Source organism: Micromonospora sp. WMMA1923 (genome assembly GCF_049179195.1).
Taxonomy (GTDB): Bacteria; Actinomycetota; Actinomycetes; order Mycobacteriales; family Micromonosporaceae; genus Micromonospora; species Micromonospora yangpuensis.
Window position 1 is genome coordinate 2,384,117 of the sequence record NZ_JBMHLZ010000001.1, and the last position, 24,201, is coordinate 2,408,317.

Below are 24,201 nucleotides of genomic sequence, written 5' to 3' on the forward strand. Positions count from 1 at the left end.
GACCGTGACGAAGCTACTGCGACAGCGCCTGCTGCAACTGCTGCTGGTCATCCTCGGAATCTCGAGCCTGGTGTTCTTCCTGGTGCGGGTCTCCGGGGACCCGGTGGCGGCCATCGCCGGCACCGACGCGGACCCCGAGACCCTGGCCGCGATCCGGAGCAACCTCGGACTCGACGATCCGATCCTGCTCCAGTACGTGCGCTTCCTCGGTGACCTGTTGGTGCTCGACTTCGGCGACTCCTACCAGTACCGCAGCTCCGCGATGGGGCTGGTGCTGGACCGGTTGCCGGCCTCGGCGCTGCTGACCATCCTCGCGATGGTGATCGCGGTCGGCATCGGCGTACCGGCCGGGGTGCTCGGTGCGGTGCACCGCGACGGGTTCCTCGGCCGGGCGGTCAACGGGTTCGCCATCCTCGGGCAGAGCATCCCCAGCTTCGTCCTCGGCATCCTGCTGATCATGGTCTTCTCGGTCAGCCTGGGCGTGCTGCCCAGCTTCGGTGGGGAGGGGGTGGCCAGTCTGGTCCTGCCGGCGGTCACCCTCTCCGCCTTCATCTGCGCCCGGCAGATGCGCCTGGTGCAGGCGTACACCCTGGAGGAGCTGAGCAAGGGCTACGTCCGGACGGCGAACTCGCTGGGCTACAGCAACCGGCGGATCCGCTACCGGCACATCCTGCGCAACGTGACCGTGCCGATGCTCAGCCTGGTCGGGCTGGAGCTGGGGCAGTTCATCGCCGGGTCGGTGGTGGTCGAGTCGGTCTTCTCCTGGCCCGGCCTGGGCCGGCTGATGGTCGAGTCGGTAGCCGCCCGCGACTACCCGGTCCTGCAGGCGGGCGTCTTCGTCATCGGGGTGCTCGTCGTGCTGATCAACTTCATAGTCGACCTGCTGTACCAGGTGGTCGACCCCCGCCTCAAGTCGCAACTGGTGGCCAAATGACCACTCCGCTGATCGTCACGCCCCCGGGGCCCGGCGAACCGGCCGCCGAGGCCGTACCGGCCCCGAAGAAGGCACCCCGCCGTCGGCGACTGCCCCGGTTCCTCGGCAGCCGGTTCGCCCTGGGCTTCCTGGTCGTCGGGGTGCTCGCCGCCATCTTCGCCCCGGCGGTGGCCCCCTTCGACCCCACCGAACAGAACCTGCTCAACCGGCTTGCCGAGCCGTCGCTGTTCGGCGGCGGCGGCGAACACCTGCTCGGCACCGACGAACTGGGCCGGGACCTGCTCAGCCGTGCCATCTACGGCGGCCGGGTCAGCTTCATGGTCGGCTTCGTCGCGGCCACCCTGGCCGGCCTGCTCGGCACCATCCTCGGCATCCTCGCCGGCTACTACCGGGGGGTGCTGGAGGCGGTCATCATGCGCCTGGTCGACGTGCTCACCGCCTTCCCGTTCCTGATCGTGGCGCTGTCGGTGGTGGCCGTCTTCGGCGCCACCCTGCCGGTGCTGATCACCATCCTGGTGTTCTGGGAATGGGTGCCCTTCACCCGGCTCGCACACGCCAAGACCCTGCACGTGGTCTCCACCGACTACTTCCGGGCGGCGGTGGCCATCGGCCGCCGGGGCACGGGCATCCTGGCCCGGCACGTGCTGCCCAACATCGCCGGCCCGCTGATCGTGGTCTGGACCTTCGTGGTGGCCCGCGCCATCGTCATCGAGTCGTCGCTGAGCTTCCTCGGCCTCGGCGTGCCACCACCCACCGCCACCTGGGGCCAGATGCTCAGCGCCAGCCGTGGCTACCTCGACACCGCCTGGTGGATTCCGCTGGTGCCCGGCGTGGCGATCACCCTGGTGGTGTTGAGCGTCAACATCGTCGGCGACTGGATGAGTGAGAGGTGGGATCCGCATGGCCGGCGCTGACGCCGTACCACTGCTGGAGGTCGACGGGCTCGACGTCGCCTTCGACACCCCCAACGGGACGGTGCACGCCGTCCGGGGCGCCACCTGGTCGCTGCACCAGGGGGAGACCCTGGTGGTGCTCGGCGAGTCCGGCTCCGGCAAGAGCGTGTCCCTGCACGCCATCGCCGGGCTGCTGCCCAAGACCGGGCGCACCGCCGGCCGGGTCCGGTTCCAGGGCCGCGACGTGCTGGGCCTGCGCGGCGAGGAGCTGCGCCGGTTCTGCGCGGAGAACTACGGCATGGTCTTCCAGGACCCGATGAGCTCGCTCGACCCGAGCTTCACCGTCGGCGACCAGATCGCCGAGATCCTCCGGGTGCACCGGGGCGCCTCGGCCAGCGACGCCTGGGAGCGGGCGGTGGAGCTGCTCGCCCAGGTCCGCATCGACGACCCGCCCCGGCGCGCCAAGCAGTACCCGCACGAACTCTCCGGCGGCATGCGGCAACGCATCATGATCGCGATGGCGATCGCCCTGGAACCACCGCTGTTCCTGGCCGACGAGCCGACCACCGCGCTGGACACCAGCGTCCGGGGCGCGGTCCTGGAGACCATGGCCGAACTGCGCGACCGGCTCTCCATGGGCGTCGTGCTGATCACCCACGACATCGGGGTCGCCGCCGCCGTCGCCGACCGGGTCGCCGTCATGTACGCCGGCCGGGTCGTCGAGTACGGCACCGCCGAGCAGGTGCTGCACGACCCCGGCCACCCGTACACGGCGGCACTGCTGGGCTCGCTGCCCCGGCTGCGTACCCTGCGCTCGGCCCTGACCGCGATCCCCGGCAGCCCGCCGAACGCCGCGCGGACCCCGACCGGCTGCTCCTTCCACCCCCGCTGCCGGTTCGCCACCGACGAGTGCGCCACCGAGCTGCCCCTGCTGCGCCCGACCGGCTCCGGGCAGGTGGCCGCGTGCCACTGGACCGAACGCCTCACCGCCGACGGCGACCTCGGTTACTGGCGCGACGGCGGCGAACCGCTGGCCGCCGGCACCGCCGAGGACACCGACGTGTTCGTGACGGTGGAGAACCTGGTCAAGGAGTACCCGTTGGGCTCCGGCCGCAAGGCCCGCACCCTGCGGGCCGTCGACGACATCTCGTTCACCATCGCCAAGGGCACCACCCTCGGCCTGGTCGGTGAGTCCGGCTCCGGCAAGTCCACCACCGCCATGATCATGGCCGGGTTGACCACCCCGACCGCCGGCCGGGTCAGCATCGACGGGGTGGACATCGCCCGCCTCTCCGGCAAGGCGATGCGCTCGGTACGCCGCAACCTCCAGGTGGTCTTCCAGGACCCGTTCTCCTCGATGGACCCCCGGATGACCATCGGCCAGATCGTCGACGAACCACTGCTGGTACACAAGATGGGCGACCGGGCCGCCCGGCGGAAGCGGGTCACCGAGCTGCTCGACCTGGTCGGTCTGGACGCGGAGTACGCCGGCCGGTACCCGCACCAGCTCTCCGGCGGCCAGGCCCAGCGGGTCGCCATCGCCCGCGCGCTCAGCCTGGAACCGGCCCTGCTGGTGCTGGACGAGCCGGTGGCCGCCCTGGACCTGTCCATCCAGGCCCAGATCCTCAACCTGCTGCGCGACCTGCAGCAGCGGCTCGGCCTGACCTACCTGTTCATCGGCCACGACCTGGCGGCGGTAGCCTACATCTCCGACCGGGTGGCGGTAATGTCCAACGGCCAGATCGTCGAGATCGACGAGGTTGAATCGATCTACCAGCGGCCCGCCGCGGCGTACACCCGGCAGTTGCTCGACGCGGTGCTCGACCCGGAGACCGACCTCGGCCGCTACCTCAACCGCGCGGAGCCCCGACCCGACCGGAAGGAGCAGCCGTGCGAACCCTCGGTGCCGGCGACACCCTGATCGTCATCGACGTGCAACGCAAGTACGTCAACTGTCAGGGGCCGCTGGCGGTGCCGGACGGTCCGGCGCTGGTCCAGCGGATCGCCCGGTTCGCCGAGGCCGCCCGGACCCGGCGCGTCCCGGTCGTCTGGGTCACCCGGGAACAACGCCCCGGGGTGTCGATGGGCACCGCCACCGAGGCCGCCTACGGGGTGGCGATGCCCGACCTGTTCCAGGGCCCCGCCGCCGAGCTCGACCCCGATCTCGGCGCCCGCGACGACGAGGTACGGGTGGTCAAGCCCCGCCAGTCGGCCTTCTACGGCACCGACCTGGAGGTGGTACTGCGCACCGCCGGCACCCGCCGGGTGATCCTGGCCGGCGTCACCACCAACATCTGCGTGCAGGCCACCGCCCAGGACGCCCGTGCCCGGGACCTGGAGGTGGTGGTGCCGGCCGACCTGACCGCCGCGCTGGCGGTGACCAAGGAGGGCTTCGAACTGTCGGCGGCGGCCGTGCAACAGGCCACCCTGGCCACCCTGGCGCACGCCGTCGGCACCGTCTGCCCGTCAGCCGAACTGCTCGGCCAGCCCTGACGCCGGGGCCGACCGGACGCTTCCTGCCCGGCGGGCCACACGCTTCCTGCCGGCGTGCCGCACGCTTCCTGCCCGGCCCGTCGCAGGCTTCCTGCCTGCGTGCCGCACGCTTCCTGCCCGGCCCACAGCGTGGTGGGCCGGGCAGGAGCACCTCAGCGATCCCAGCTGAAAACGGGTACGTCTCACCTTCCGCGCTCACCATCGGTCCGGCCGTGCGAAGCACCCCGTGTCCACCCGCCCTGTGTCCACTGCCCCGTGTCCACTGCCCCGTGTCCACTGCCCTGTGTCCACTGCCCTGTGTCCACCGCCGAGGACGTCACCGGTGAACTCCGGACCCTGCTCACCGGCGTCGAGTGGGCGCAGAGCCTGATCGCCGCTGCCGAATCCGGCAATGAGGGCATTCTGTCGGGCTGACGGCCGCCGGGTCGCCGGGTTTCCGGTCGAGGTGCGTTGATCGACTCGGTTGGGGAGAAATGGCGGGGTCCGGGGTCGGTTGATACCGCCAGATCAGCCCAACCGAGTCGATCATGGCTGGGCGCTGGGCGCTGGGCGCTGGGCGCTGGGCGCTGGGCGCTGGGCGCGGGGCGCGGGGCGCGGGGCGCGGGGCGCCGGTCATCGGCGGACGGAGGCGGGCAGCGGCCGACTTGACCCCGCCCCTACGTCATGATTCTGACTGGGGGGCATGAGGCTCATTCCCGGCGCGTATCTGGCGTCGTACCTGCTCTCCCTGCTCGGCAACTCGATCGCGGGGGTGGCCCTGCCGCTGATCGTGTTGCAGGTCACCGGCAGCGTCCTCGGCACCGGCATCGTCGCCGGGGCGACCGCCGTCCCGGCGGTGCTGGCCGGCCTGCTGATGGGTGTGGTGATCGACCGGATCAACAGGCGTACCTCGTCGGTGGTGACCGATCTGGTGTCGGCGGGGGCGATCGCCGCGCTGCCGGTGATCGACATGATCTCGGGGCTGAGCCTGGGGTGGTTCATCCTGTTCGGGATCATCGGCTCGCTGGGCGACGTACCCGGCATGACGGCCCGGGAGACCCTGCTGCCCGCCGTCGTGCGGCACAGTGGCGTCACCCCGGAGCGGCTGATCGGCCTCCGGGAGGCCCTGGGCGCGGTCGCGCTGCTGCTCGGCCCGGCCGCCGCCGGGACGCTCATGGTGCTGTTCGACGGCGCCACCGTACTGTGGATCACCGCGGCGACCTCGCTGGCGGCGGCCCTGCTGACCCTGCTGATTCCCCACCACGTAGGTGCCATCGCCACCACCGAAGGCGCGGCGACGAGCACCGACGGGGCGGCGGCCACGCATGGCGCGGCGGCGACCGACGGAGCAGCGGCGACCACCAACGGGGCGGCGGCGACCACCGACCGGGCGGCGGCGGATAGGGACGGGGCGGCGGTGGTGTCGGCCGGGACCGGCTGGGGGCAGTTGCGTGACGGCTGGCGGGTGCTGTTCCGCAGCCGGTTCCTGACCGTCGCGACGACGCTCAGCTTCGCGTCGGTGATCGTGCTTGCCGGCCTGCAGGGGCTGATCCTGCCGGTCTACTTCACTCTCGCCGACCGGCCCGGCCTGCTCGGCTTCGTGCTCACCGCCCTCGCCGCCGGCATGCTCGTCGGCGGCGCGCTGTACGCGACCGTCGGCACCCGGGGCCGGCGACGCGTCTGGTTCCTCGCCGGGCTGCTCGGCAGCACACTCGGCTTCGGGCTCATCGGCGCGCTCTCCTCGGTCTGGGTGGTGTTCGGCGGCGCGTTCGTCGTCGGGTTGGCCAGCGGACTCTTCGGCAGCCTGATCGGCGTACTGATGATCGAGCGGATTCCCGAGAAGCTGCGGGGACGGATCATGGGTACCCAGAACGCTCTGGTGACCGCCGCGCCGGCGATCGGGATCGTCGCCGCGGCCGTGGTCACCGAGTACGCGGGCGTGCGGGTCGCCGCGGTCGCGCTGACCGGGGTGTGGCTCGTCGCGTTCGTCCGCGGCCTGTTCGCGCGCTCGCTGCGTAATCTCGAACCCGAACCGGCACCGGCCGGCGACGGGGCGAAGGTGGTGGTGGCAGGTGCGTAGCGGGGAGCTGGCGCGACTCGCCGGGGTCACCGTCCGGGCGTTGCGCCACTACCACCAGGTAGGCGTCCTCGCCGAGCCCGAGCGGGGCAGTAACGGCTACCGCAGCTACGACGTGCACGACCTGATCCGGGTCGTCCGGATCAAGCGCCTGGCTTCGGTCGGGATACCACTGGAACGGATGCCGGCCCTGCTCGACGACGCGGCGGTGGACGGGGGAGAGCTGCTGGAGGTTCTGGCCGCCGAGCTGACCGGGCAGATCGACCGGCTGACCGCACAACGCGATCTCGTCCTGCGGCTGCGTGCCCAGAACGCGGCCCCGGACCTGCCCCCGGAGTTGGCCCCGTTCCTCGCGGTCTTCGCCACCGCCGGGCTGTCGCCGCACCTCGCCAGGCTCGACCGGGACCAGTCGGTGCTGCTGGCGCACCTGGTCGGCGTCGACGGGATGCCGCACCTCGAACGCTTCTACCAGCGGATCAGCACCTCCACGGCCGCGCCGGCGGTGGTCGACCTCGCCAGACGGTTCGACCGGCTCGGGCCGGACAGCACCGAGCCGGAGGTGACCGCGTTCGTCGACAGCTTCGTGGCAACCGTCCGGCCGCTGCTCGACGAACTCGCCGACGGATCGGTGCTGCACGACCTGAACGGGGCGGCGGGCCTGGTCGACGAGTACACGACGGACGTCCTGAACGAGCAACAGCGGCACGCCCTCACGAGTATCGCGGCAGTCCTCGACACGCCGGTGTCGGAGGACCGGACGTAGCCCTGCGCTCGCGACTGTCGTCCCAACCTCGGATCGACAGACCCTGGCTGCCGTCTCCCGGTGCGGTCAGGGTGATGGGGCACCCCCGTTCGACGTCTATCCGGGGAGAACCGATGAATCCACACGACGACGATGGCCAGGGCCGATCAGGCGTGGCCCGCCGGAGCGTCCTGGGTGGCGGTGCCGCCGCGTTGGCGATACCGCTGCTGCCAGGTGGGGCGCAGGCCGCGCCGGCGGCCCCGAAGGGCAGCGTCGAACTCGTGACCGTCCAGGCCGAGGTCAACGGCACGGCGGTCGCGGCACAGGTGGACCCGCGTGCCACGCTGCTCGACACACTGCGCGAGGAGTGGGGGCTCACCGGCACGAAGAAGGGCTGTGACCGTGGTCAGTGCGGGGCGTGCACCGTGCACGTCGACGGTCGGCGGGTGCTGTCCTGCCTGACGCTGGCGGCCACGGTCGACGAGCGGGCGGTCACCACGATCGAGGGCCTGGCCCACGGTGATCGACTGCACCCGATGCAGCAGGCGTTCATCGAGCGCGACGCACTCCAGTGCGGCTTCTGCACGTCGGGACAGATCATGTCGGCGGTCGGCATGGTCCAGGAGGGCCGTGCCCGCTCCGACGACGAGATCCGCGAGCGGATGTCGGGCAACATCTGTCGGTGCAGTTGTTATCCGGGCATCGTGGACGCGATCCGCGACGCGCAGCAGGTGATGCGCTGATGCGGGCGTACACCTTCAGCCGGCCGCGCTCCGTCCGCGAGGCCGTCGCGCACGCCGGTGCGGACACGGCCTTCCTGGCTGGCGGCACGACCCTCGTGGACCTGATGAAGCTCGACGTGGTGGCGCCGGCCCGGGTCGTGGACATCAACCGGCTTCCGCTGCGGGGCATCAGGCTCGACCGGGACGGGCTGCACATCGGCGCGCTCGACCGGATGAGCGATGTCGCCGCCGACCGCGATGTGCGGCGGGACTATCCGGTGATCGCCCAGGCGTTGGAGCTGAGCGCGTCCGCCCAGCTTCGCAACATGGCGAGCATCGGCGGGAACCTGTTGCAGCGCACCCGGTGCGGCTACTTCCGTGACGTCACCACCGGTTGCAACAAACGGGAGCCCGGCAGTGGTTGCTCGGCGCTGACCGGCATCAACCGTACGCATGCCATCCTCGGCACCAGCGACGCCTGTGTGGCGACCCATCCCAGTGACCTGGCCGTCGCGTTGGTAGCCCTCGGCACCGACGTGCACCTGGCCACCCGCCAGGGTGCCCGTACGGTGCCACTCGACACGTTCTACGCCCTGCCCGGCAGCACACCCCACGTCGAGAACGTGCTGCGTCCGGGCGAGCTGATCACCGGCATCACGGTCCCCCGCTCGAGGTGGGCGGCGAACTCCCTCTACCTCAAGATCCGCGACCGGCAGTCGTACGAGTTCGCCCTCACCTCGGCGGCTGTCGCCGTCGAGTGGCGGGGCCGCACCATCAAGCAGGCCCGCATCGCCGCCGGTGGGGTCGGCACCCGACCCTGGCGGCTGCCGGCGGTCGAAGACGCCCTGGCCGGCCGACCGGCCACCGCCGACGTCTTCGAGGCGGCGGTCCGCACCGCCGCGGACGGCGCCCGGCCGCTGTCGTACAACGGGTTCAAGCCCGCGCTGCTGCGACGGACGCTGGTCCGGGCCCTCACCGTGCTGACGGAGCGCCGATGAACCACACACCCGGCCCGGCTCGCTGCGGCGGCGCTCATGCTTGAACTCGCCACCGAACTCCTCGACCGGGTCCGCGGTGGGACCCCGTTCGTGACCGCCACCGTCACCCGCGTGGACGGCAGCGCGCCCCGCCAGCCCGGCGCGTCGCTCGTCGTCGACGCGGACGGTGCGGTGCTGGGCAACGTCTCCGGCGGCTGCGTCGACTCCGCCGTCTACCAGGCGTGCCAGGAGATGCTGCGGGGGGAGCGCAGCCCGAAGACCCTGCGGTTCGGCTACACCGACGACGACGCCATCGCCGTCGGCCTCACCTGCGGCGGAACGATCGAGCTGTTCCTGCGCCACCACGATCCGGGTGCCGAACCCGGCCTGGAAGCGGCGTACGCCGACGCGACGCGGGACGAGCCCGTCGCCGTCGCCACCGTCGTCCGCGGCCCGGAGGCCCACCTCGGAAAACTGATCGTGGTACGCCCCGGGGGACACCGGGCGGGAACCCTCGGCGACGAACGGCTCGACGAGGTGGCTGCCGCACACGCGACCGGCGTGCTGCACGCCGGGACCAGCGGCACCGTGGACATCGGGGTGGCCGACGGCTACTGCCGGGAACCGATGACCCTGCTGGTCGAGTGCAACACCCCGGCGCCTCGGATGCTCATCTTCGGGGCCATCGACCATGCCGCGGCACTGGCCCGCCTGGGTGCCTTCCTCGGCTACCGGGTGACCGTCTGCGACGCCCGGGCCACGTTCGCCACGCCGGCCCGATTCCCGTACGCCGACGAGGTCGTCGTCGACTGGCCACACCGCTACCTTGCCACCCAGCGCCTCGACGGCAGCACCGTGATCTGTGTCCTCACCCACGACCCGAAGGTCGACGTACCGCTGCTCACCGCAGCCCTGCGACTACCGGTCGACTACGTGGGGGCGATGGGGTCACGGCGTACCCACGAACAACGCCTGGTACGGCTGCGCGAGGCCGGCCTGACCGACCGGGAACTCCGCCGGCTGCACTCGCCGATCGGGCTGGACATCGGCGCCCGTACCCCCCAGGAGACGGCGCTGTCGATCGCGGCGGAAATCGTCGCGCACCGGCACGGCGGCACCGGGGTGCCGCTGCGTACCGGGGTCCCCATCCACCGTCGCGCCACCCCGTCGTCGGCTCCCTTCCCGCCGACCTGGACCGCCGAACACCTCGACCACAGCGCCGGCATCACCCGACCACGGTCCTCTTCCCAGAGCTAGGAGCCACGATGACCGTCTCCCCACTCGGCCGCGACATCGACCGCGTCGACGGCCGGGCGAAAGTCACCGGCGCCGCCCGATACTCGGCCGACTACCCGGCGGCCAACCTGGCCCATGCCCACCTGGTCACCAGCACCGTCGCCCGAGGCTCCATCACCACGATGGACACCGTCGCGGCGCAGAACGCCCCAGGCGTCATCGGGGTGTACAGCCCGTTCCACAAACTCGCGCTCCAGCCGGTGCCCGGCGTCGGGGAGAACTACGCACCCCTGCAGGACACCCAGATCCGCTTCCGGGGACAGATCATCGCCATGGTCGTCGCCGAGACCGCCATGCAGGCACGGGACGCCGCAACGCTGATCACCACGACCTACCACGAGCAACGGCCGCGTACCTCGCTCACCGACGAGCCCCGCGTGCCTGCCGACGGGGGGCCGACCTGGCCCGCCCCCAGGGCCATCGTCCTCGCCCCCGGCGTCGACTCGATCGAGACCGCCCTGGCCGCCAGCGACATCGTCGTGGAGGCATCCTTCCACCAGCCGATGCAGCACGCCGTCGCGATGGAACCCCACGCCGTCCTCGCCGAGTGGAACAACGACCGAACCCAGCTCACGCTGTACAGCGGCGCACAGCTACCCCACCTCTCCGCCACGGCGGCAGCCGCACGGCTCGGCCTGCCGCCAACGGCGGTACGGCTGATCAGCACGTACGTCGGCGGTGGTTTCGGCAGCCGGGTGATGCCGTGGTACGACGCCGCCCTGGCCGCAGCCGCGGCCCGCGAGCTGAACCGCCCGGTCAGGCTGGTCCTCTCCCGGGAACAGGTGTTCACCGTGGTCGGCCACCGCAGTGCGATCAACCAGACCGTCACGCTGGGCGCCTCCCGGGACGGGGTCCTCAACGCGGTCAGTCATGTCACCGACGCCTCGATGCCGCCCGTCGGCTACCGGCACATGCAGCCGGCCGTGGACACCTCGGCCGTGCTGTACCGGACCCCCAACCTGTCCATCGACCAGCGGCACGTCATGCTCGACGTGCCACCGACCTGCGCCATGCGGGGCCCCACCGAGGCCCCCGGGTCCTTCGCGTTGGAGACCGCGATGGACGAACTCGCCGTCGCCACCGGTATCGACCCGGTCGAGCTACGGCTGCGCAACTACGCCACCGCCGTACCCGGGTCGGGCCTGCCGTGGTCGAGCAAGCACCTCGACGAGTGCTACCGCGTGGGCGCCCGACGCTTCGGCTGGTCGGCCCGACGCGCCAGGCCCCGCAGCCGGACCGACGGACACTGGCTGGTCGGGATGGGAATGGCCACCGCCATCTACCCCGGAGCCCGCAGGCCGGAGGCCATCCAGGCCCGGGTCCGGCTGCTCGACGACGACACCGCCGTGGTCTCCTCCGCGACCGCCGACACGGGCACCGGCGCGTTGACCATGCTGGCCATCACCGGCGCCCACGAACTGGGCATCCCGCTGCGGCGGGTGACACCCGAACTCGGTGACACCGCACTGCCGCCGGGCGCACCGTCCGTGGCGTCGGCCGGCACCTCCACCAGCGTGCCGGCGGTCGAGGCCGCCGCCAACGCCGCGATCGCCGAACTCGTCAACGTCGCCGTCACGAGCCCCCAGTCACCCTGGCACGGTACGAACAGCGAGGACCTGAGCTACCAGAAGGGCACGTTGCGCGGGGGAGGCCTCTCGATGTCCTTCGGCCGCCTGCTCACCACGGTGGGCCGCCGCAACGTCGAGGCCACCGCGACGGTTCAACCCGGCCCGGAGGCCACCCGGTACCGGTTCCACAGCTTCGGCGCACACTTCTGCGAGGTCAGGGTCAACCGGTACACCGGAGAGCCCCGCGTGACCCGCTTCACCACGGTCGTGGACATCGGACGGGTGGTCAACGCCCAGGCCACCCGGAGCCAGATCGTCGGCGGCATCATCTTCGGCATCGGCCACGCCCTGCTGGAGGACGACCCGCTCGAGGAGGCCACCGGCCGGCTGGCCGCCGGCAACATGGCCGACTACCTGGTGCCGGTCAACGCCGATGTTCCCGACCTCGACGTCCACTGCCTCGACCGGCCCGACCCCGTCATCAACAACCTCGGCGCGCGGGGTGTCGGCGAACTCGGCACCGTCGGCTCGGCGGCCGCTGTCGGCAACGCCATCTTCAACGCCACCGGTAAGCGGATCCGCAGCCTCCCCATCACCCTCGACAAGCTGCTGTGAACGCAACCAGCCCCGGCCAGTGGTCACCGTTCGTCGATGTCGTACCCGGCGGCCACGTCACCGCACTCGACCAGGTCGACCTGGGCAGCGTGCCGGCGTAGGTACGCCCGGGCGCCCCGGTCGCCACGCACGGTCGAGACGATCTCGGCCCAGTGGTCACGACCGAGTACCACCGGATGGCCCGCCTCGCCGTCGTAGCAGGCTCGGACCAGGCAGCCCGGGTCTGCCCGGGCCAGCAGCCGCATCACCGCCGTAGCGGAGACCCCGGGCATGTCGACCAGGTGTACGCACACGGCCGAGACGCCCGGCAGGCGGGCGGCCGTGGTGAGCCCGAGCCGCAACGACGAGGCCATGCCCTCGGCCCAGCCCGGATTGTCGAGGACCTGGACACCCGCCAGGTCGACGGTTGCCCGGGCCTGGCGGGCTCCGGCACCGAGGACCGCGAGAACCGGGTCGCAGCCGCCCTCGCGCAGCACCCGCAGCGCCTGCCCGAGAAACACAGGTGCCTTCGGGCCGCCGTAGCGGCGCCCTGCCCCGGCGGCGAGAACCAGGCCGGCGGCCTGACCCCCCGCGAGATCGCGGAGGTTCATCGGGGCTGACGATCGGTCGACGCCCGGGTCGGGCCACAGTCCGGCTGCGGGAACCACTCTCCCACCGAGACACCGTCGGGTATGTCCCGCGCACCGACCTCCGACAGCAACCTGAGCCGGCGGTGGCTCTCGCTGCCCGGGGTGGCGGTGTAGACCAGCAGCCGGTGCGACTGTGCCGGGTCGTCGAGCACCTGGCAGCTGAGTTCCAGTACGCCGACCTCCGGATGCACGAAGCGTTTGACGTCGGCGAAGGTCGCGCCGACCTCATGCCGGTGCCACAGGTCGGCGAACTCGGGGCTCTCCCGGAGCAGAAGTTCGACAAGGCGCGCTGCCTTCGACCCAGGTCCGCGCAGCGTGGCCACCCTGCGCGCCCCTGAGGCGAAGACCCGTGACATGCGCTCGTGGTCCTCCGGGAGGTACGTGGCGCGGGTAGTCGGGTCGGTGAACCACCGGAAGGGCATGCTTCGGGCAGGGCCGGAGTACCGGGTGTTGTCGCCCACGAGTGCGACGCTCGGCGGGGTCTGCCGCATCGTCTCGCTGAGCTCCGTGACGATCTCGGCGGGACTGTCGGCGAGCCGGTCGAAGATGCGCAGCAGTCCCGGACTGATGTGCTCGCTGGTCGCGCCGCGCGGCGGAGGCTGGTGTCCGGCGAGCCGGAACAGGTGGTCGCGTTCGTCGAGCGTGAGGTGCAGTCCCTGGGCGATGGCGGCGATCAGACGGTCGGACGGGAGGGGCCCGCGCCCCTGCTCCAGCCGGCTGTAGTAGTCGGCGGAGATGTGACACAACGCGGCCACCTCCTCCCGGCGGAGCCCGGCGGTCCTGCGCCGCCGTCCGCGAGGAACACCGACGTCCTCAGGCTGCAGCGACTCACGCCGCCGGCGTAGGAACTCGGCAAGTCCGGCTCGGTCGATCATGTCGGCCTCCTCCACCGTGGCGATTTCGTACCTTTCTACAGTGGGTGTTGCCCGGCAGCCACGGACCAGCGATCCCCCTCTCCCGGGCGCGCGTGTACCTGGTGGTTGATCTTCTCGATGAGGCGTACCGAGGTGTCTTCGTTGAGCGCATGGGTGGCGATGGCCAGCCAGAGGCGTTCGTAGCTGGTGATCTCCTCGGGCCGGTCGAGGTAGAGGTCGCCGGTGAGAGATGCCCGGTACACCACCGGTGGGTCGGGGGTGACGCGCCTGTCGGGGGTGAAGTCGAGCATGGTGAACGGCCCGGCGAGGGCGGCCTCGGGGACTCCGGCGGAAAGCGGCAGCACCCGGACGGCGACGTGCGGCAGCTCGGTCAGCCTCAGCAGGTGGGTCAGCTGCTCGGCCATGACTCCCGGCTCGCCGACCCGGCGCAGCAGCACCGCCTCGGAGAGCACCACGTAGAGCCGTGGTGGTGGGGGCAGCCGCCGGGTGAGCAGGTTGCCGGGCGGGTGGCGTACCTCGTGGAGATGCTCGGGGTGGTCGGGCCGGTGAGGGTGGACGGCCTGGTGGTAGGCGGGCGTCCGCAGCAGGCCGGGCAGGAGGGCCTGCTGGTAGCTGCGGATCCGGGCGGCGGCGTTTTCCAGGCCCGGGTACGGGGTGAACCAGGCGGGGACGGGGTTGTCGTGGGCGTGCCACCAGCCGGTTGCCTTGGTCTCTGCGGCCACGGTGACCAGGGCGGCGGTGAGGTCGGGGTCGGTGTTGTAGAGGTCGCAGAGGGCGCGTACGTCGACCGCGCGGGTGGTGCCGAGGCCGGTTTCGATGCGCCAGACCTTTTGTCGGCTGCAGGCGATGGCGTCGCTGGCGGCGTCGAGGGTGATGCCGGCGTCGAGGCGCAGCTCGCGCAGGATGCGTCCGAGGTGTCGTCGGGGCACGCTGGATCCCAGGTCTTCGGCCACGGGTCGACTGTTCCTTTCGGTGTGGTGGGTGGTCAGCGGGTCAGGCCGACGAGGGTGGCCAGTCGCGCCACGTCGGCCGCCGCCGGCTCGCCGCGGGTGATCTCGGTGATCGCGGTACGGGCGTACGGGCGGTGGCGGACCTCGGCGGGGGCGATGCTGTCGGCGGCGATCAGGGCCTGGCCGGCGGCGGTGGGGTCACCGGCCGAGTCCGGCCTGGAGTAGCAGGGTGCCGCGTACCCGGTGGTCGGTGGTGGTGTCGGTGGCGTCGAGGGTGGCGGTGAGGGCGAGTCGGTCGCGGCCGAGGGCGCGTAGCGCCTGGGCGACGGCGATGGTGGCGTTGCTCGTGGGGTCGGTGGTGGCGGCGCGGTCGGCGGCGAGCCAGCTCAGGTCGGCCGCGCCGAGTTTGACCAGTACCAGGGCGGTGATCTGGTACGCCGACGCGCGCAGTGCCGGTGTGTGGTGGGTGGTGTCGAGCAGGGTGGGCAGGGTTCGTAGGAGCTGCGGGTACTGGGCGTGGTGGTAGGCGAGCCAGGCGTGGCCGGTGTGTCGGCGGAGTTGGTCGACGGGCAGGTGGGTCGGCTGGTGGTGGTAGCGGGCGAGCGCGGTCCGGATGGTGTCGACCCCGTCCAGGCTCGTCACCGGCGGGGTGGGGGCGGGTTCGTGCGGGTCGAGTAGTTCGGTGGGGTCGATGCGGAGGACGGTGGCGATGTCCCGCACCACCGAGTAGCGGTCGAGGGCGCGGACGCCGCGTTCGACCTTGTCGACCCAGCTCTTGGACTTGCCGAGGCGGTCGGCGAGCATCTGTTGGGTGAGTCTGCGGCGTACCCGCCAGCGGGCCACCCGCCGTCCGATCGGCAGCTGCTCGCCGCCGTGGACGGTCGGCCGGGTCACCGGTGCGGCTCCGTGGTCGGGGGCATCGCCTCGGTGGACTCCCCACACCGCGGACACCACCGCGCCTTGACCCGAAACGCGAACAACCCGAGCACGAAGCCGGGCACCAACCCACCGAACACGACCGACATGGCATGGAGCACGATCACTCTCACCTCCTGAGAGGTCGAGCCGGACGTGGATCATCCGTCTCATGGTGTGTGGTCTATGTCCCGAAAGTTAGCGCACTTGCCTGAGTTGGTAAAGGATTTAAGTGCACTTACTTGAGGTGGCGAACATGCCGCTCTGCTTGCTGCGCCTTCGGTGCCATGGTCAACTTGACGCAGTCAGGCGCGTCAACCCGAAGGGGTCACCCATGACCGGCAAGGAACCGCCCAACTATCAGCGCGTCGTCGACGACCTGCGCCAGCGGATCCTCTCCGGTGAACTGGCCCCCGGGGACAAACTTCCCACCGAAAGGGACCTCCAGCAGCGTTGGGGCTTCTCCACCACGATCATCAAGCACGCCCTGACCCTGCTCCGCAGCGAAGGGCTCATCGAGGGCCGACGTGGTTCCGGCAACTACGTCCGCACCCGGACCCAACTCATGCGCCGCGCCCACTCACGAGATATGCGCAAACGCCTCGGCAGCACGTCACCGTTCGCCCGGGACAGCGAAGCCGCAGGTAAGCGGCCGACCTGGGAATCGCACAGCGAGAAGATCCCCGCCACGTCCTCGCTCGCCGAACGGCTAGGCATCCAGCCCGGCGACCTGGTGATGTCCACCAAGTACCGCTACCTCGCTGACGGAACCCCCATCCAGCTCGCCCACTCGTATGAGCCCCTGGCCATCACCGCTGGCACGCCGGTCGAGCACCCGGAGCAGGGGCCGATCATCGGTGTGATCGCCCGCATGGACTCCATCAGCGTGCCCATCGACCGGTTCGTGGAAGAGGTCACCACCCGACCGGCGATGCCCGAAGAGGCCGATGCCCTCGAACTCGACCGCCGGGGTGGCATGTGGGTGATCGTGGTCGAGCGCACCTACTACGCCGGGCAGACCGCAGTGGAGACCGCCGACATCGTGTTTCCCGGTGACCGCTACCGACTCGTGTACGAGGTGCCCGTCGACCCCTGGTCGCCACCCGACGAGTCCGGAACTTCCTGATTGTTGCCGGCGAGCCCCTGGCGATCAGCAGCGGCCCTGCGCTGCTCACCTTCGAGGCGGACGCGGACGAGCTGCCAGGGCCAAAGCCGATCGGCAGGTGCAAGGAGAGAACACCCCGCCTGCGCGGGGAGCACGGCATGATCGTCCGCCGCAGGGCCACCCTGACCGGAGCACCCCGGCCTGCGCGGGGAGCAGCAGGAAACGCACGCCGGCTCCGGCGTTGACCGGATCACCCCCGCCGCGGGCGGGGAGCACCGACGGCGACGGCAAAGGACGCGGACCAGCCCTGGGATCACCCCTGCCTGCGCGGGAAGCACATCTTGAGCGGCACCTCGTACCGCTCGACCGTGGGTTCACCCCCGCCTGCGCGGGGAGCACCGCGATGCGCGTCGCCAGGGTGAGCGGCGTGGCGGATCACCCCCGCCTGCGCGGGGAGCACACTGGCACCCGCGTGGGGGTCGATCGCGTACCGGGATCACCCCCGCCTGCGCGGGGAGCACCGCTCGGCGACCAGCAGGGCGGCGTGGAGCGCGGGATCACCCCCGCCTGCGCGGGGAGCACGATCCGGTGCGCCAAATGTCCGAGCCGACCTCCGGATCACCCCCGCCTGCGCGGGGAGCACGTCCGCAGCGCGGAAGGCGTCGATGACGCGCTGGGATCACCCCCGCCTGCGCGGGGAGCACTCAGCGCCGCCGGTTGCCGCCGCTGCGCGCGAGGGATCACCCCCGCCTGCGCGGGGAGCACGCGGCCGAGACTGCCGCCAGCGCCATGACCCAGGGATCACCCCCGCCTGCGCGGGGAGCACCCGACCGGGGTCCGCCGATGTCCGGCCACACGCGGATCACCCCCGCCTGCGCGGGGAGCACGGCTCCGACATGCAGTTGGGCCAGATCTACGAGGGATCACCCCCCGCCTGCGCGGGGAGCACAAAGGCGAATACGACCTCGCCGTGATGGCCCACGGATCACCCCCGCCTGCGCGGGGAGCACTCGTGCATGAGGCAGCGCCGTACCTGCGGATCGGGATCACCCCCGCCTGCGCGGGGAGCACTTGGCCGGTGGCTTGGCCGGCGCGGGTGGCAGCGGATCACCCCCGCCTGCGCGGGGAGCACGGCCGGATGCTCAAGCACGACGGCCGTGTCAACGCCGCCCCAAACGGGGCTCTGGCGCAGATTCTGTGATTGATCTTGATTGCGGCTCACGAGTTGGTCAGGACGCGTTTGCGGAGGAGGTCGAGGTTCGCCCGGCCATACATCTGTCGCTTGATCGTCTTGATGCGGTTGACCTGGCCCTCGACCGGACCTGAACTCCAGGGCTGGGCGAGGCCGGCGACGACGGCGTCGCGGTCGCCGACAAGGCCGGCGGCGAAGCCGCGGATCTCGGGGTATCCGGCGCGGCGGGCGCGGTTGATCCAGGCGTCGAGGTGCTGCCCGGTGCCTTGGTGGCGGACCAGCGCGGCGAACCTGCGGGCGAGGTCGGCGACGGTGTCGAGGTCCGGGCAGCGGCGGCGGGCGTCGGCGAGATCGACGTGTTCGTCGTCGGTGAGTTTGTGGCCGGGTCGCATGATCCAGGCGGTGATCCGCCGGGCCGACGGCACCCGGACGGCGGTCGCAGGGGCAGGCCGGGCGCGGTTGATGGTGAGCCAGTCCCGCAGCACCCGCAGGCTGCCTTGGTAACCGCGGGCCAGGATCTCGCCGTGCAGTTCAGCGGTCTGATGGACGCCGTCGGTGAGGCGTTGCCGCAGGTAGGAGTGGAACGGGGCGAGGACGCTGGGGCGGCTGCTGGCGTTCGGGCCTATCAACGCCTCGGCGGTGGAGGCGTGGGCGTACTTGCGGGCGGTTCTGACGTTCATGTCGAGTCGGCGGGCGGTCGCGCTGATCGACAGCCCCTCGGCTCGCAGAGCGTGCACGGCCGCGTGGCGTTGACGCGTGTTCGTCGCCCGACGCCCCGTTTCGCCCGGCTCGTCGGTCGGCGTGACCAGGGCAGATGTTGGTTCGGCGTCGGTGCGTAGGCATCGGCGGTGCCCGCGGATGACTTTCTCGACGGTGTCGCTGAGGTTCTTCAGCAAGTGCCACCGGTCGGCGACCTGGACCGCGTCAGGCGCTCCTTTGCGGGCGCCGTCGGCATAGCTGCCGCCTCGGTCCCGGCAGATGATCTGAACACCGGGATGGTCGTGCAGCCAGGCAGCGAGGGTGTCGGCGGTGCGGTCGGGCAGAACGTCGATCGGCCGGCGGGTATGCATGTCGAGCAGCACGGTCGCGTATCGGTGCCCACGGCGGCGGGCGAAGTCGTCCACGCCCAGCACCGTCGGTGTCACCGGCGGCGGGTCGGGCATCCGGCGGATCATCCGGATCAACGTTGACCGGGAGACCGACACCGCCAACCGCTGCGCCAACCTGCTGCCCGGTCGACCGCCCAACGCCACCGCGACGGCCTCCACGTCACCGGCCGCCACGACGGTGTGACGGGCATGCCGACGAGTCAGGCCCGGGACCTGCTCAACGAAGGTCCGCCGCCCACATTCGGTGTTTACGCAGGTGAATCGGCGGACCGTCAACGCGACCAGCACCTCGTGACCACCCAACCTGACATCGGCCAGCCGCCGCACATAGCGACCATGCCTTGTGGTCGACCAGGTGCTGCAGGTGCCACACCGCGCCCGCACAGTCTGTGTCTCCGCATCGATCCTGACCCCGACGCCCCGGACCACCACCGCTTCCAACCGCAGGCCCGTCAGGTGCGGCAGCAACGCCGGAATGATCTCCATCCCGGCACCTAACCCGAACTACCGACGAGCGCGACTCACAAAATGTGTGCCAGAGCCAGTTTTCAGGCGGAGCCGACACCCCGCCTGCGCGGGGAGCACGCCACCTCCGGGGTCCACGGCCAGTGGTCACCGGGATCACCCCCGCCTGCGCGGGGAGCACGGCATAGTCACGCGCCGATGCGGCGCCCTCATCGGATCACCCCCGCCTGCGCGGGGAGCACCCGGCCAGTAGGTTCGTGCGGATGGCCTCCGCGGGATCACCCCCGCCTGCGCGGGGAGCACCGCGCCAAGCCGGCCTCGATCCGGGCCAACGTCGGATCACCCCCGCCTGCGCGGGGAGCACTCAAGCTGCTCGGCCTGGAGGCCGGCGAGGCCGGGGATCACCCCCGCCTGCGCGGGGAGCACCACTCGGTGGATTTGGCGGTGATGGGCGGTGCGGGATCACCCCCGCCTGCGCGGGGAGCACAGCCACTCCTTGGCCAGGTGCGTCGTGACGTCGGGATCACCCCCGCCTGCGCGGGGAGCACCAGGTCGCCGGCGGTCCAGACGCGCACCCAGCGGGATCACCCCCGCCTGCGCGGGGAGCACGTCGGGGCGTCGGCGGCCGGTGCTGGCTTGGCCGGATCACCCCCGCCTGCGCGGGGAGCACAAGAACAGGATCAGTCGCAGCGACCAGTGCACGGGATCACCCCCGCCTGCGCGGGGAGCACGCGTACAGGGCGGCGAAGACCGCGGCGAACTCGGGATCACCCCCGCCTGCGCGGGGAGCACACTCTCCCTCGGTTGTTCGCGTGTGATGTGAGACGGGATCACCCCCGCCTGCGCGGGGAGCACTCGTCGGCGTGCACCAACCCTGCCGGCGTGTACGGATCACCCCCGCCTGCGCGGGGAGCACAGGCCCCCACCAGCGCGGTGGGGGCCTCTTCCGGGATCACCCCCGCCTGCGCGGGGAGCACGGCGGCATCGGGTCCGGCAGCGAGCCGGTGGCGGGGATCACCCCCGCCTGCGCGGGGAGCACGCCGTGACCGCCCTGCTGGCCTTGGTGGTGGCGGGATCACCCCCGCCTGCGCGGGGAGCACCCCGGCATCACCACGTCGCCACCGTGGTCGACGGGATCACCCCCGCCTGCGCGGGGAGCACCTGGAGACCGCCGCCGCCAACAACCCCGGCGTGGGATCACCCCCGCCTGCGCGGGGAGCACGCCTTGACCCGGCGGAACAGCTCCATGGCCGTCGGATCACCCCCGCCTGCGCGGGGAGCACAACCGGTGGACCGCCCGCGAGAGGTGCTCGGGGGGATCACCCCCGCCTGCGCGGGGAGCACGTCCAGACGGATGCCGTCGAGCTGGGCGCGCAGGGATCACCCCCGCCTGCGCGGGGAGCACGTAGTCGGGGCGCATGGTGCCGTCCCAGGCGGCGGATCACCCCCGCCTGCGCGGGGAGCACCATCACGAGCCGCAGCTCGTCCATCAGCTCCCGGGATCACCCCCGCCTGCGCGGGGAGCACCACAGGCCAACCCCCGAAACCCCCGGAGGAACCGGATCACCCCCGCCTGCGCGGGGAGCACTCGGGTTCATGGCGTACGCCGACGCGACGTCCGGGATCACCCCCGCCTGCGCGGGGAGCACTCCTTACTCACGGCCCGCTCGGCGCGGACCAGGGGATCACCCCCGCCTGCGCGGGGAGCACGCTGGGTGGCCTCCTTGCTGTCGGTTGCTGTCTGGGATCACCCCCGCCTGCGCGGGTGTCAACGGCCAATCGGATTTCCCCGTAGGTGGCCAGTAGTTTTCCCCGCTGGCGGCCTTGGTTTCTCCCCAGCGGCGGCCAGATAGTTTCCCGCCGTGGGGTGGTGTTGGGGTCAGTGCAAGGTTTTGACGCCTTGTCCGGCGGTGGCTTGGTTGAATCGGTAGCTGTCACCCTGGGTGACGACGACGTGGGCGTGGTGCAGGAGTCGGTCGACGGTGGCGGTGGCGAGGGTTTTGGGCATGATCTCGTCGAAGCCGGAGGGGTGCAGGTTCGAGCTGACCGCGAGGCTGCGGCGTTCGTAGGCGGCGTCGACGAGGCGGTAGAACCCTTCGGCGGCGTCCGGGGAGACTGGTAGCAGGCCGATGTCGTCGATGATGATCAGGTCGGTGCGGATCAGTCGGGTCATGGCTCGGGTGACGGAGTCGTCGGGGCGGTGCCGGCGGACCATGACGCCGAGGTCTTCGATGGTGAACCAGGCGACGGTCATGCCGGCTTCGACGGCGGCTTGGCCGAGGGCTTCGCAGAAGTGGCTCTTGCCGGTGCCCGACGGGCCACAGATGGACAGGTTCTCCTTGCGGTGCACCCATTCCAGGCTGCGTAGCGCGTCCTGGGTCGGCCGTGGGATCGACGAGGCTGTCTCGTCCCAGTCGCCGAAGGTCTTGCCGGCGGGGAACGCGGCGCGTTTGCGGCGGGTGCGCAGGTTGGCCTGGTCCCGGCCGGCGGCTTCCTCGGCGAGGAGTACTCGCACGACCTCGGCGGGGTCCCAGCGTTGGGCTTTCGCGGTGGGGATGAGGTCGGCCATGGCTCGGCGCAGGTGCGGCAGTTTCAGGCGGCGGGTGAGCTCGATCGCTTCGGTCAGCGGGTCACCGGCCGTGCCGGTGACCCGCAACGGGGTGATGGTCACTGTTCTCCAGTCGTGCCGAAGGTTGACCAGGCGGAGGTGCCTGGTTGCAGGCTGTGGGTTTCGCTGGCCCGGGTGGGTGGGGTGTCGTCGTCGCGTTGGTGGGCGAGGATGCGGATCAGGTCGTTGTCGGTGAACCGGCCCGCCAAAGCGGCGGTGCCGAGGGCCCGGTCGACGTGGTCGACGCCGTGCAGCTTGGCCAGGGCGACGGCTTCGGCCATCTTGCGTCGGACTCCGCGGATGCCGGCGGCTGCGGCTTCGACCAGCCACGCGGCGGCGCCGGGGCCGAGGGCGAGGAACGCGGCTTCGTCGGCGGTGCGGGCCCGCGGCACCCGCTGCGCGGTGTCGGACTGGCGTGATCGGGGCGGGTAGTGCTCATCTCGGATCGACGGGCGGCCGGGCTGGGCCCGCTGGTGGCGGGCGACCTCGGCCGGACCGTCCTCGCTGACGGCGGTGACGATCAGTTCGTCGCCGTGGAACCGGGCCCAGACCCGGGTGTCGACCAGGTGGTGTGGGACCGAGTAGCGGACTCCGTCGACGGAGATGGTGCAGTCCCAGTTCACTCGGCGGGTGGTGCCGAACGCGACGGTGAACGCCCTTGCCGGCAACGGGTGCAGCCGTGTCCGTTCCTCCAGCAGGGCTTCGGCCGGGCGGCGGCGGGTGTCGCGGTGTAGACGGGCGTTGACCTCGTCGGTGAAGTCGCGGCAGGCCGCTTCGAGCTCTGCGAATGTGCGGTACTGGCCGAGCAGGTTCGCGTTGGTCGGGACCAGGTCCGCCTTGGCGATCTTCACCGTGTTCTCGGCGCCGCCCTTGGACTGCGGGTCCGCCGGCACGCAGGTGCGGATCGTCATCCCGTAATGCCGGGCCACCTGCACGATCTCCGGATTCCTGACCGCGATGTCCGCGACGTGCTCCACCGTGATCGTCTTCTCGTTGTCGGTCAACACATAAGCCGGCACCCCACCCAGGCGCCGCAGGGTGGCGTCCAGGCAGGCCACAACCGTCGGCAGGGTCTTGTCCAGCACCGGGATCACGACCCGGAACCTCGACCAGGGCAGCCACGCGCACCACAACGTGGTCCGCCGGCCGCCGATGCGTGGGCCTTCGCCCCAGTCGAACTGCAGCCACAAACCGGGCTCGGGGATCCACGGGCGGAACACCCGTCGCTGCCCTACCTGCCAGGACTTCTTCACCGCCGCGACCGCCCGGCGGGTGGTGCGTTCCCCGCCGGCGAAGCCCATCGTGGTGATCCGCCGGTGCACCACATCGGCGCGGACCCGGCCACCCGAGCGGGCCACCAACTCCTCGATCTTGTCCATGAACTCGTCGATCGGCCGAGCCCGCTGGGTCCGCTCCTCGGGACTGCGCCCCTCGGCCCGCAACTTCACATACCGGGCCACCGTGTGGTGATCACACCCGGCCAACTCAGCCGCCGCACGGTAACTACCCGTGAGGTCGTACGCCTCCAAGATTTCCACGATCTCCCTGCCGCGTTTCACGCCGCCGACCCTCGCCGACCAGCGTCTCGTCATGATCAGCGGGGAGGTATCTGGCCGTCCACGGGGAGAACCCCGGCCATCAGCGGGGCGGTAAATGGCCGCCTATGGGGATCTTTCACTGGCCGCGCACACGCGGGGAGCACGTCCTCGCCGGCGAGGTGATCGCCATCCCCGAGGGATCACCCCCGCCTGCGCGGGGAGCACCGCTTCGGCGCGGTCAACCCGTCCACCAACGCCGGATCACCCCCGCCTGCGCGGGGAGCACTCGGCCCCCAGCCAGGCGGCGAGTTCCTCACCGGGATCACCCCCGCCTGCGCGGGGAGCACCCGAGGATGGTCGCGACGAGCCACATCTTCCCGGGATCACCCCCGCCTGCGCGGGGAGCACCTGCACCTGCTCACCCCGCAGGACACCCCGTTCGGATCACCCCCGCCTGCGCGGGGAGCACATGGTGGCGGTCTCCGACTGCATGATCCCGCCGGGATCACCCCCGCCTGC

19 protein-coding genes and 3 CRISPR repeat arrays (1 of these 22 running past the window's edge) are annotated in these 24,201 nt (G+C 71.4%); of the genes, 12 read left to right on the forward strand and 7 right to left on the reverse strand.

The window, feature by feature from the left end:
- Positions 1-4: 4 nt before the first annotated feature.
- From ACN28G_RS10655 to ACN28G_RS10700, 10 genes are all read left to right on the forward strand, one after another.
- Complete coding sequence (locus tag ACN28G_RS10655) at positions 5-934, forward strand: ABC transporter permease (RefSeq protein WP_091438108.1); 930 nt, start codon at positions 5-7, stop codon at positions 932-934.
- Positions 931-1,848 carry an ABC transporter permease gene (locus ACN28G_RS10660; RefSeq protein WP_091438111.1) on the forward strand — a complete coding sequence of 306 codons (918 nt, stop codon included), beginning with the start codon at positions 931-933 and terminating at the stop codon, positions 1,846-1,848. Before ACN28G_RS10655 ends, ACN28G_RS10660 begins: the two co-directional genes overlap by 4 nt.
- Positions 1,835-3,748 carry a dipeptide ABC transporter ATP-binding protein gene (locus ACN28G_RS10665; RefSeq protein WP_421479006.1) on the forward strand — a complete coding sequence of 638 codons (1,914 nt, stop codon included), beginning with the start codon at positions 1,835-1,837 and terminating at the stop codon, positions 3,746-3,748. The genes ACN28G_RS10660 and ACN28G_RS10665 overlap by 14 nt, the downstream gene beginning before the upstream one ends.
- Complete coding sequence (locus ACN28G_RS10670) at positions 3,718-4,320, forward strand: cysteine hydrolase family protein (protein WP_421479007.1); 603 nt, start codon at positions 3,718-3,720, stop codon at positions 4,318-4,320. The genes ACN28G_RS10665 and ACN28G_RS10670 overlap by 31 nt, the downstream gene beginning before the upstream one ends.
- Positions 4,321-5,002: 682 nt before the next feature.
- Complete coding sequence (locus tag ACN28G_RS10675) at positions 5,003-6,379, forward strand: MFS transporter (protein ID WP_421479008.1); 1,377 nt, start codon at positions 5,003-5,005, stop codon at positions 6,377-6,379.
- The gene (locus ACN28G_RS10680) at positions 6,372-7,139 is read left to right on the forward strand and encodes a MerR family transcriptional regulator (protein ID WP_139135678.1); all 768 of its coding nucleotides are present in this window, start codon (positions 6,372-6,374) and stop codon (positions 7,137-7,139) included. Before ACN28G_RS10675 ends, ACN28G_RS10680 begins: the two co-directional genes overlap by 8 nt.
- A gap of 260 nt (positions 7,140-7,399) precedes the next feature.
- The gene (locus ACN28G_RS10685; RefSeq protein ID WP_229688380.1) at positions 7,400-7,861 is read left to right on the forward strand and encodes a (2Fe-2S)-binding protein; all 462 of its coding nucleotides are present in this window, start codon (positions 7,400-7,402) and stop codon (positions 7,859-7,861) included.
- Entirely contained in the window at positions 7,861-8,838 is a 978-nt protein-coding gene (locus ACN28G_RS10690) for an FAD binding domain-containing protein (RefSeq protein WP_091438133.1), read from the forward strand. The genes ACN28G_RS10685 and ACN28G_RS10690 overlap by 1 nt, the downstream gene beginning before the upstream one ends.
- Positions 8,839-8,874: 36 nt before the next feature.
- The gene (locus tag ACN28G_RS10695) at positions 8,875-10,074 is read left to right on the forward strand and encodes an XdhC family protein (protein WP_421479009.1); all 1,200 of its coding nucleotides are present in this window, start codon (positions 8,875-8,877) and stop codon (positions 10,072-10,074) included.
- An 8-nt stretch (positions 10,075-10,082) separates the two neighbouring features.
- Positions 10,083-12,296 carry a xanthine dehydrogenase family protein molybdopterin-binding subunit gene (locus ACN28G_RS10700; protein WP_091438140.1) on the forward strand — a complete coding sequence of 738 codons (2,214 nt, stop codon included), beginning with the start codon at positions 10,083-10,085 and terminating at the stop codon, positions 12,294-12,296.
- Between the two features lie 23 nt (positions 12,297-12,319).
- Here ACN28G_RS10700 and ACN28G_RS10705 read toward each other — a convergent pair whose 3' ends face one another.
- From ACN28G_RS10705 to ACN28G_RS10715, 3 genes are read right to left on the reverse strand one after another with little or no spacing between them, the layout of a single operon-like run.
- The gene (locus tag ACN28G_RS10705) at positions 12,320-12,886 is read right to left on the reverse strand and encodes a nucleotidyltransferase family protein (protein ID WP_091438144.1); all 567 of its coding nucleotides are present in this window, start codon (positions 12,884-12,886) and stop codon (positions 12,320-12,322) included.
- Positions 12,883-13,800, reverse strand: a complete 918-nt coding sequence (locus ACN28G_RS10710) for a helix-turn-helix transcriptional regulator (RefSeq protein WP_421479010.1) — start codon at positions 13,798-13,800, stop codon at positions 12,883-12,885. The genes ACN28G_RS10705 and ACN28G_RS10710 overlap by 4 nt, the downstream gene beginning before the upstream one ends.
- A 35-nt stretch (positions 13,801-13,835) precedes the next feature.
- Positions 13,836-14,753: a helix-turn-helix domain-containing protein gene (locus ACN28G_RS10715; RefSeq protein ID WP_421479011.1), complete on the reverse strand. Its 918-nt coding sequence runs from the start codon at positions 14,751-14,753 to the stop codon at positions 13,836-13,838.
- A 54-nt stretch (positions 14,754-14,807) separates the two neighbouring features.
- Here ACN28G_RS10715 and ACN28G_RS10720 point away from each other — a divergent pair, with 54 nt between their 5' ends.
- Positions 14,808-14,975 carry a hypothetical protein gene (locus tag ACN28G_RS10720; protein WP_229688356.1) on the forward strand — a complete coding sequence of 56 codons (168 nt, stop codon included), beginning with the start codon at positions 14,808-14,810 and terminating at the stop codon, positions 14,973-14,975.
- On the opposite strand, the gene ACN28G_RS10725 is transcribed toward ACN28G_RS10720, so the two are convergent.
- The gene (locus ACN28G_RS10725) at positions 14,949-15,644 is read right to left on the reverse strand and encodes a helix-turn-helix domain-containing protein (RefSeq protein ID WP_421479012.1); all 696 of its coding nucleotides are present in this window, start codon (positions 15,642-15,644) and stop codon (positions 14,949-14,951) included. The genes ACN28G_RS10720 and ACN28G_RS10725 overlap by 27 nt on opposite strands.
- Positions 15,645-15,999: 355 nt before the next feature.
- Between ACN28G_RS10725 and ACN28G_RS10730 the strand changes: the two genes are divergently transcribed.
- Positions 16,000-16,791, forward strand: coding sequence for a GntR family transcriptional regulator (locus ACN28G_RS10730; RefSeq protein ID WP_421479013.1), 792 nt, complete (start codon positions 16,000-16,002; stop codon positions 16,789-16,791).
- A gap of 289 nt (positions 16,792-17,080) precedes the next feature.
- Positions 17,081-17,902: a CRISPR direct-repeat array (repeat unit 28 nt; unit sequence GGATCACCCCCGCCTGCGCGGGGAGCAC).
- Between the two features lie 86 nt (positions 17,903-17,988).
- Here the strand turns inward: ACN28G_RS10730 and ACN28G_RS10735 are convergent.
- The 3 genes from ACN28G_RS10735 to istA form a co-directional block, all read right to left on the reverse strand.
- Positions 17,989-19,557 (reverse strand): ISL3 family transposase, encoded by a 1,569-nt coding sequence (locus ACN28G_RS10735; RefSeq protein WP_421479014.1) that lies wholly within the window; start codon positions 19,555-19,557, stop codon positions 17,989-17,991.
- 132 nt (positions 19,558-19,689) lie between these two features.
- A CRISPR array of direct repeats spans positions 19,690-21,308; the repeat unit is 28 nt; unit sequence GGATCACCCCCGCCTGCGCGGGGAGCAC.
- Positions 21,309-21,415: 107 nt separating this feature from the next.
- On the reverse strand, positions 21,416-22,207 hold the full coding sequence (istB, locus tag ACN28G_RS10740) for an IS21-like element helper ATPase IstB (RefSeq protein WP_421478111.1): 792 nt from the start codon (positions 22,205-22,207) through the stop codon (positions 21,416-21,418).
- Positions 22,204-23,703, reverse strand: coding sequence for an IS21 family transposase (gene istA, locus ACN28G_RS10745; RefSeq protein WP_421478112.1), 1,500 nt, complete (start codon positions 23,701-23,703; stop codon positions 22,204-22,206). The genes istB and istA overlap by 4 nt, the downstream gene beginning before the upstream one ends.
- A gap of 176 nt (positions 23,704-23,879) precedes the next feature.
- A CRISPR array of direct repeats spans positions 23,880-24,201; the repeat unit is 28 nt; unit sequence GGATCACCCCCGCCTGCGCGGGGAGCAC (it continues 438 nt past the right edge of the window).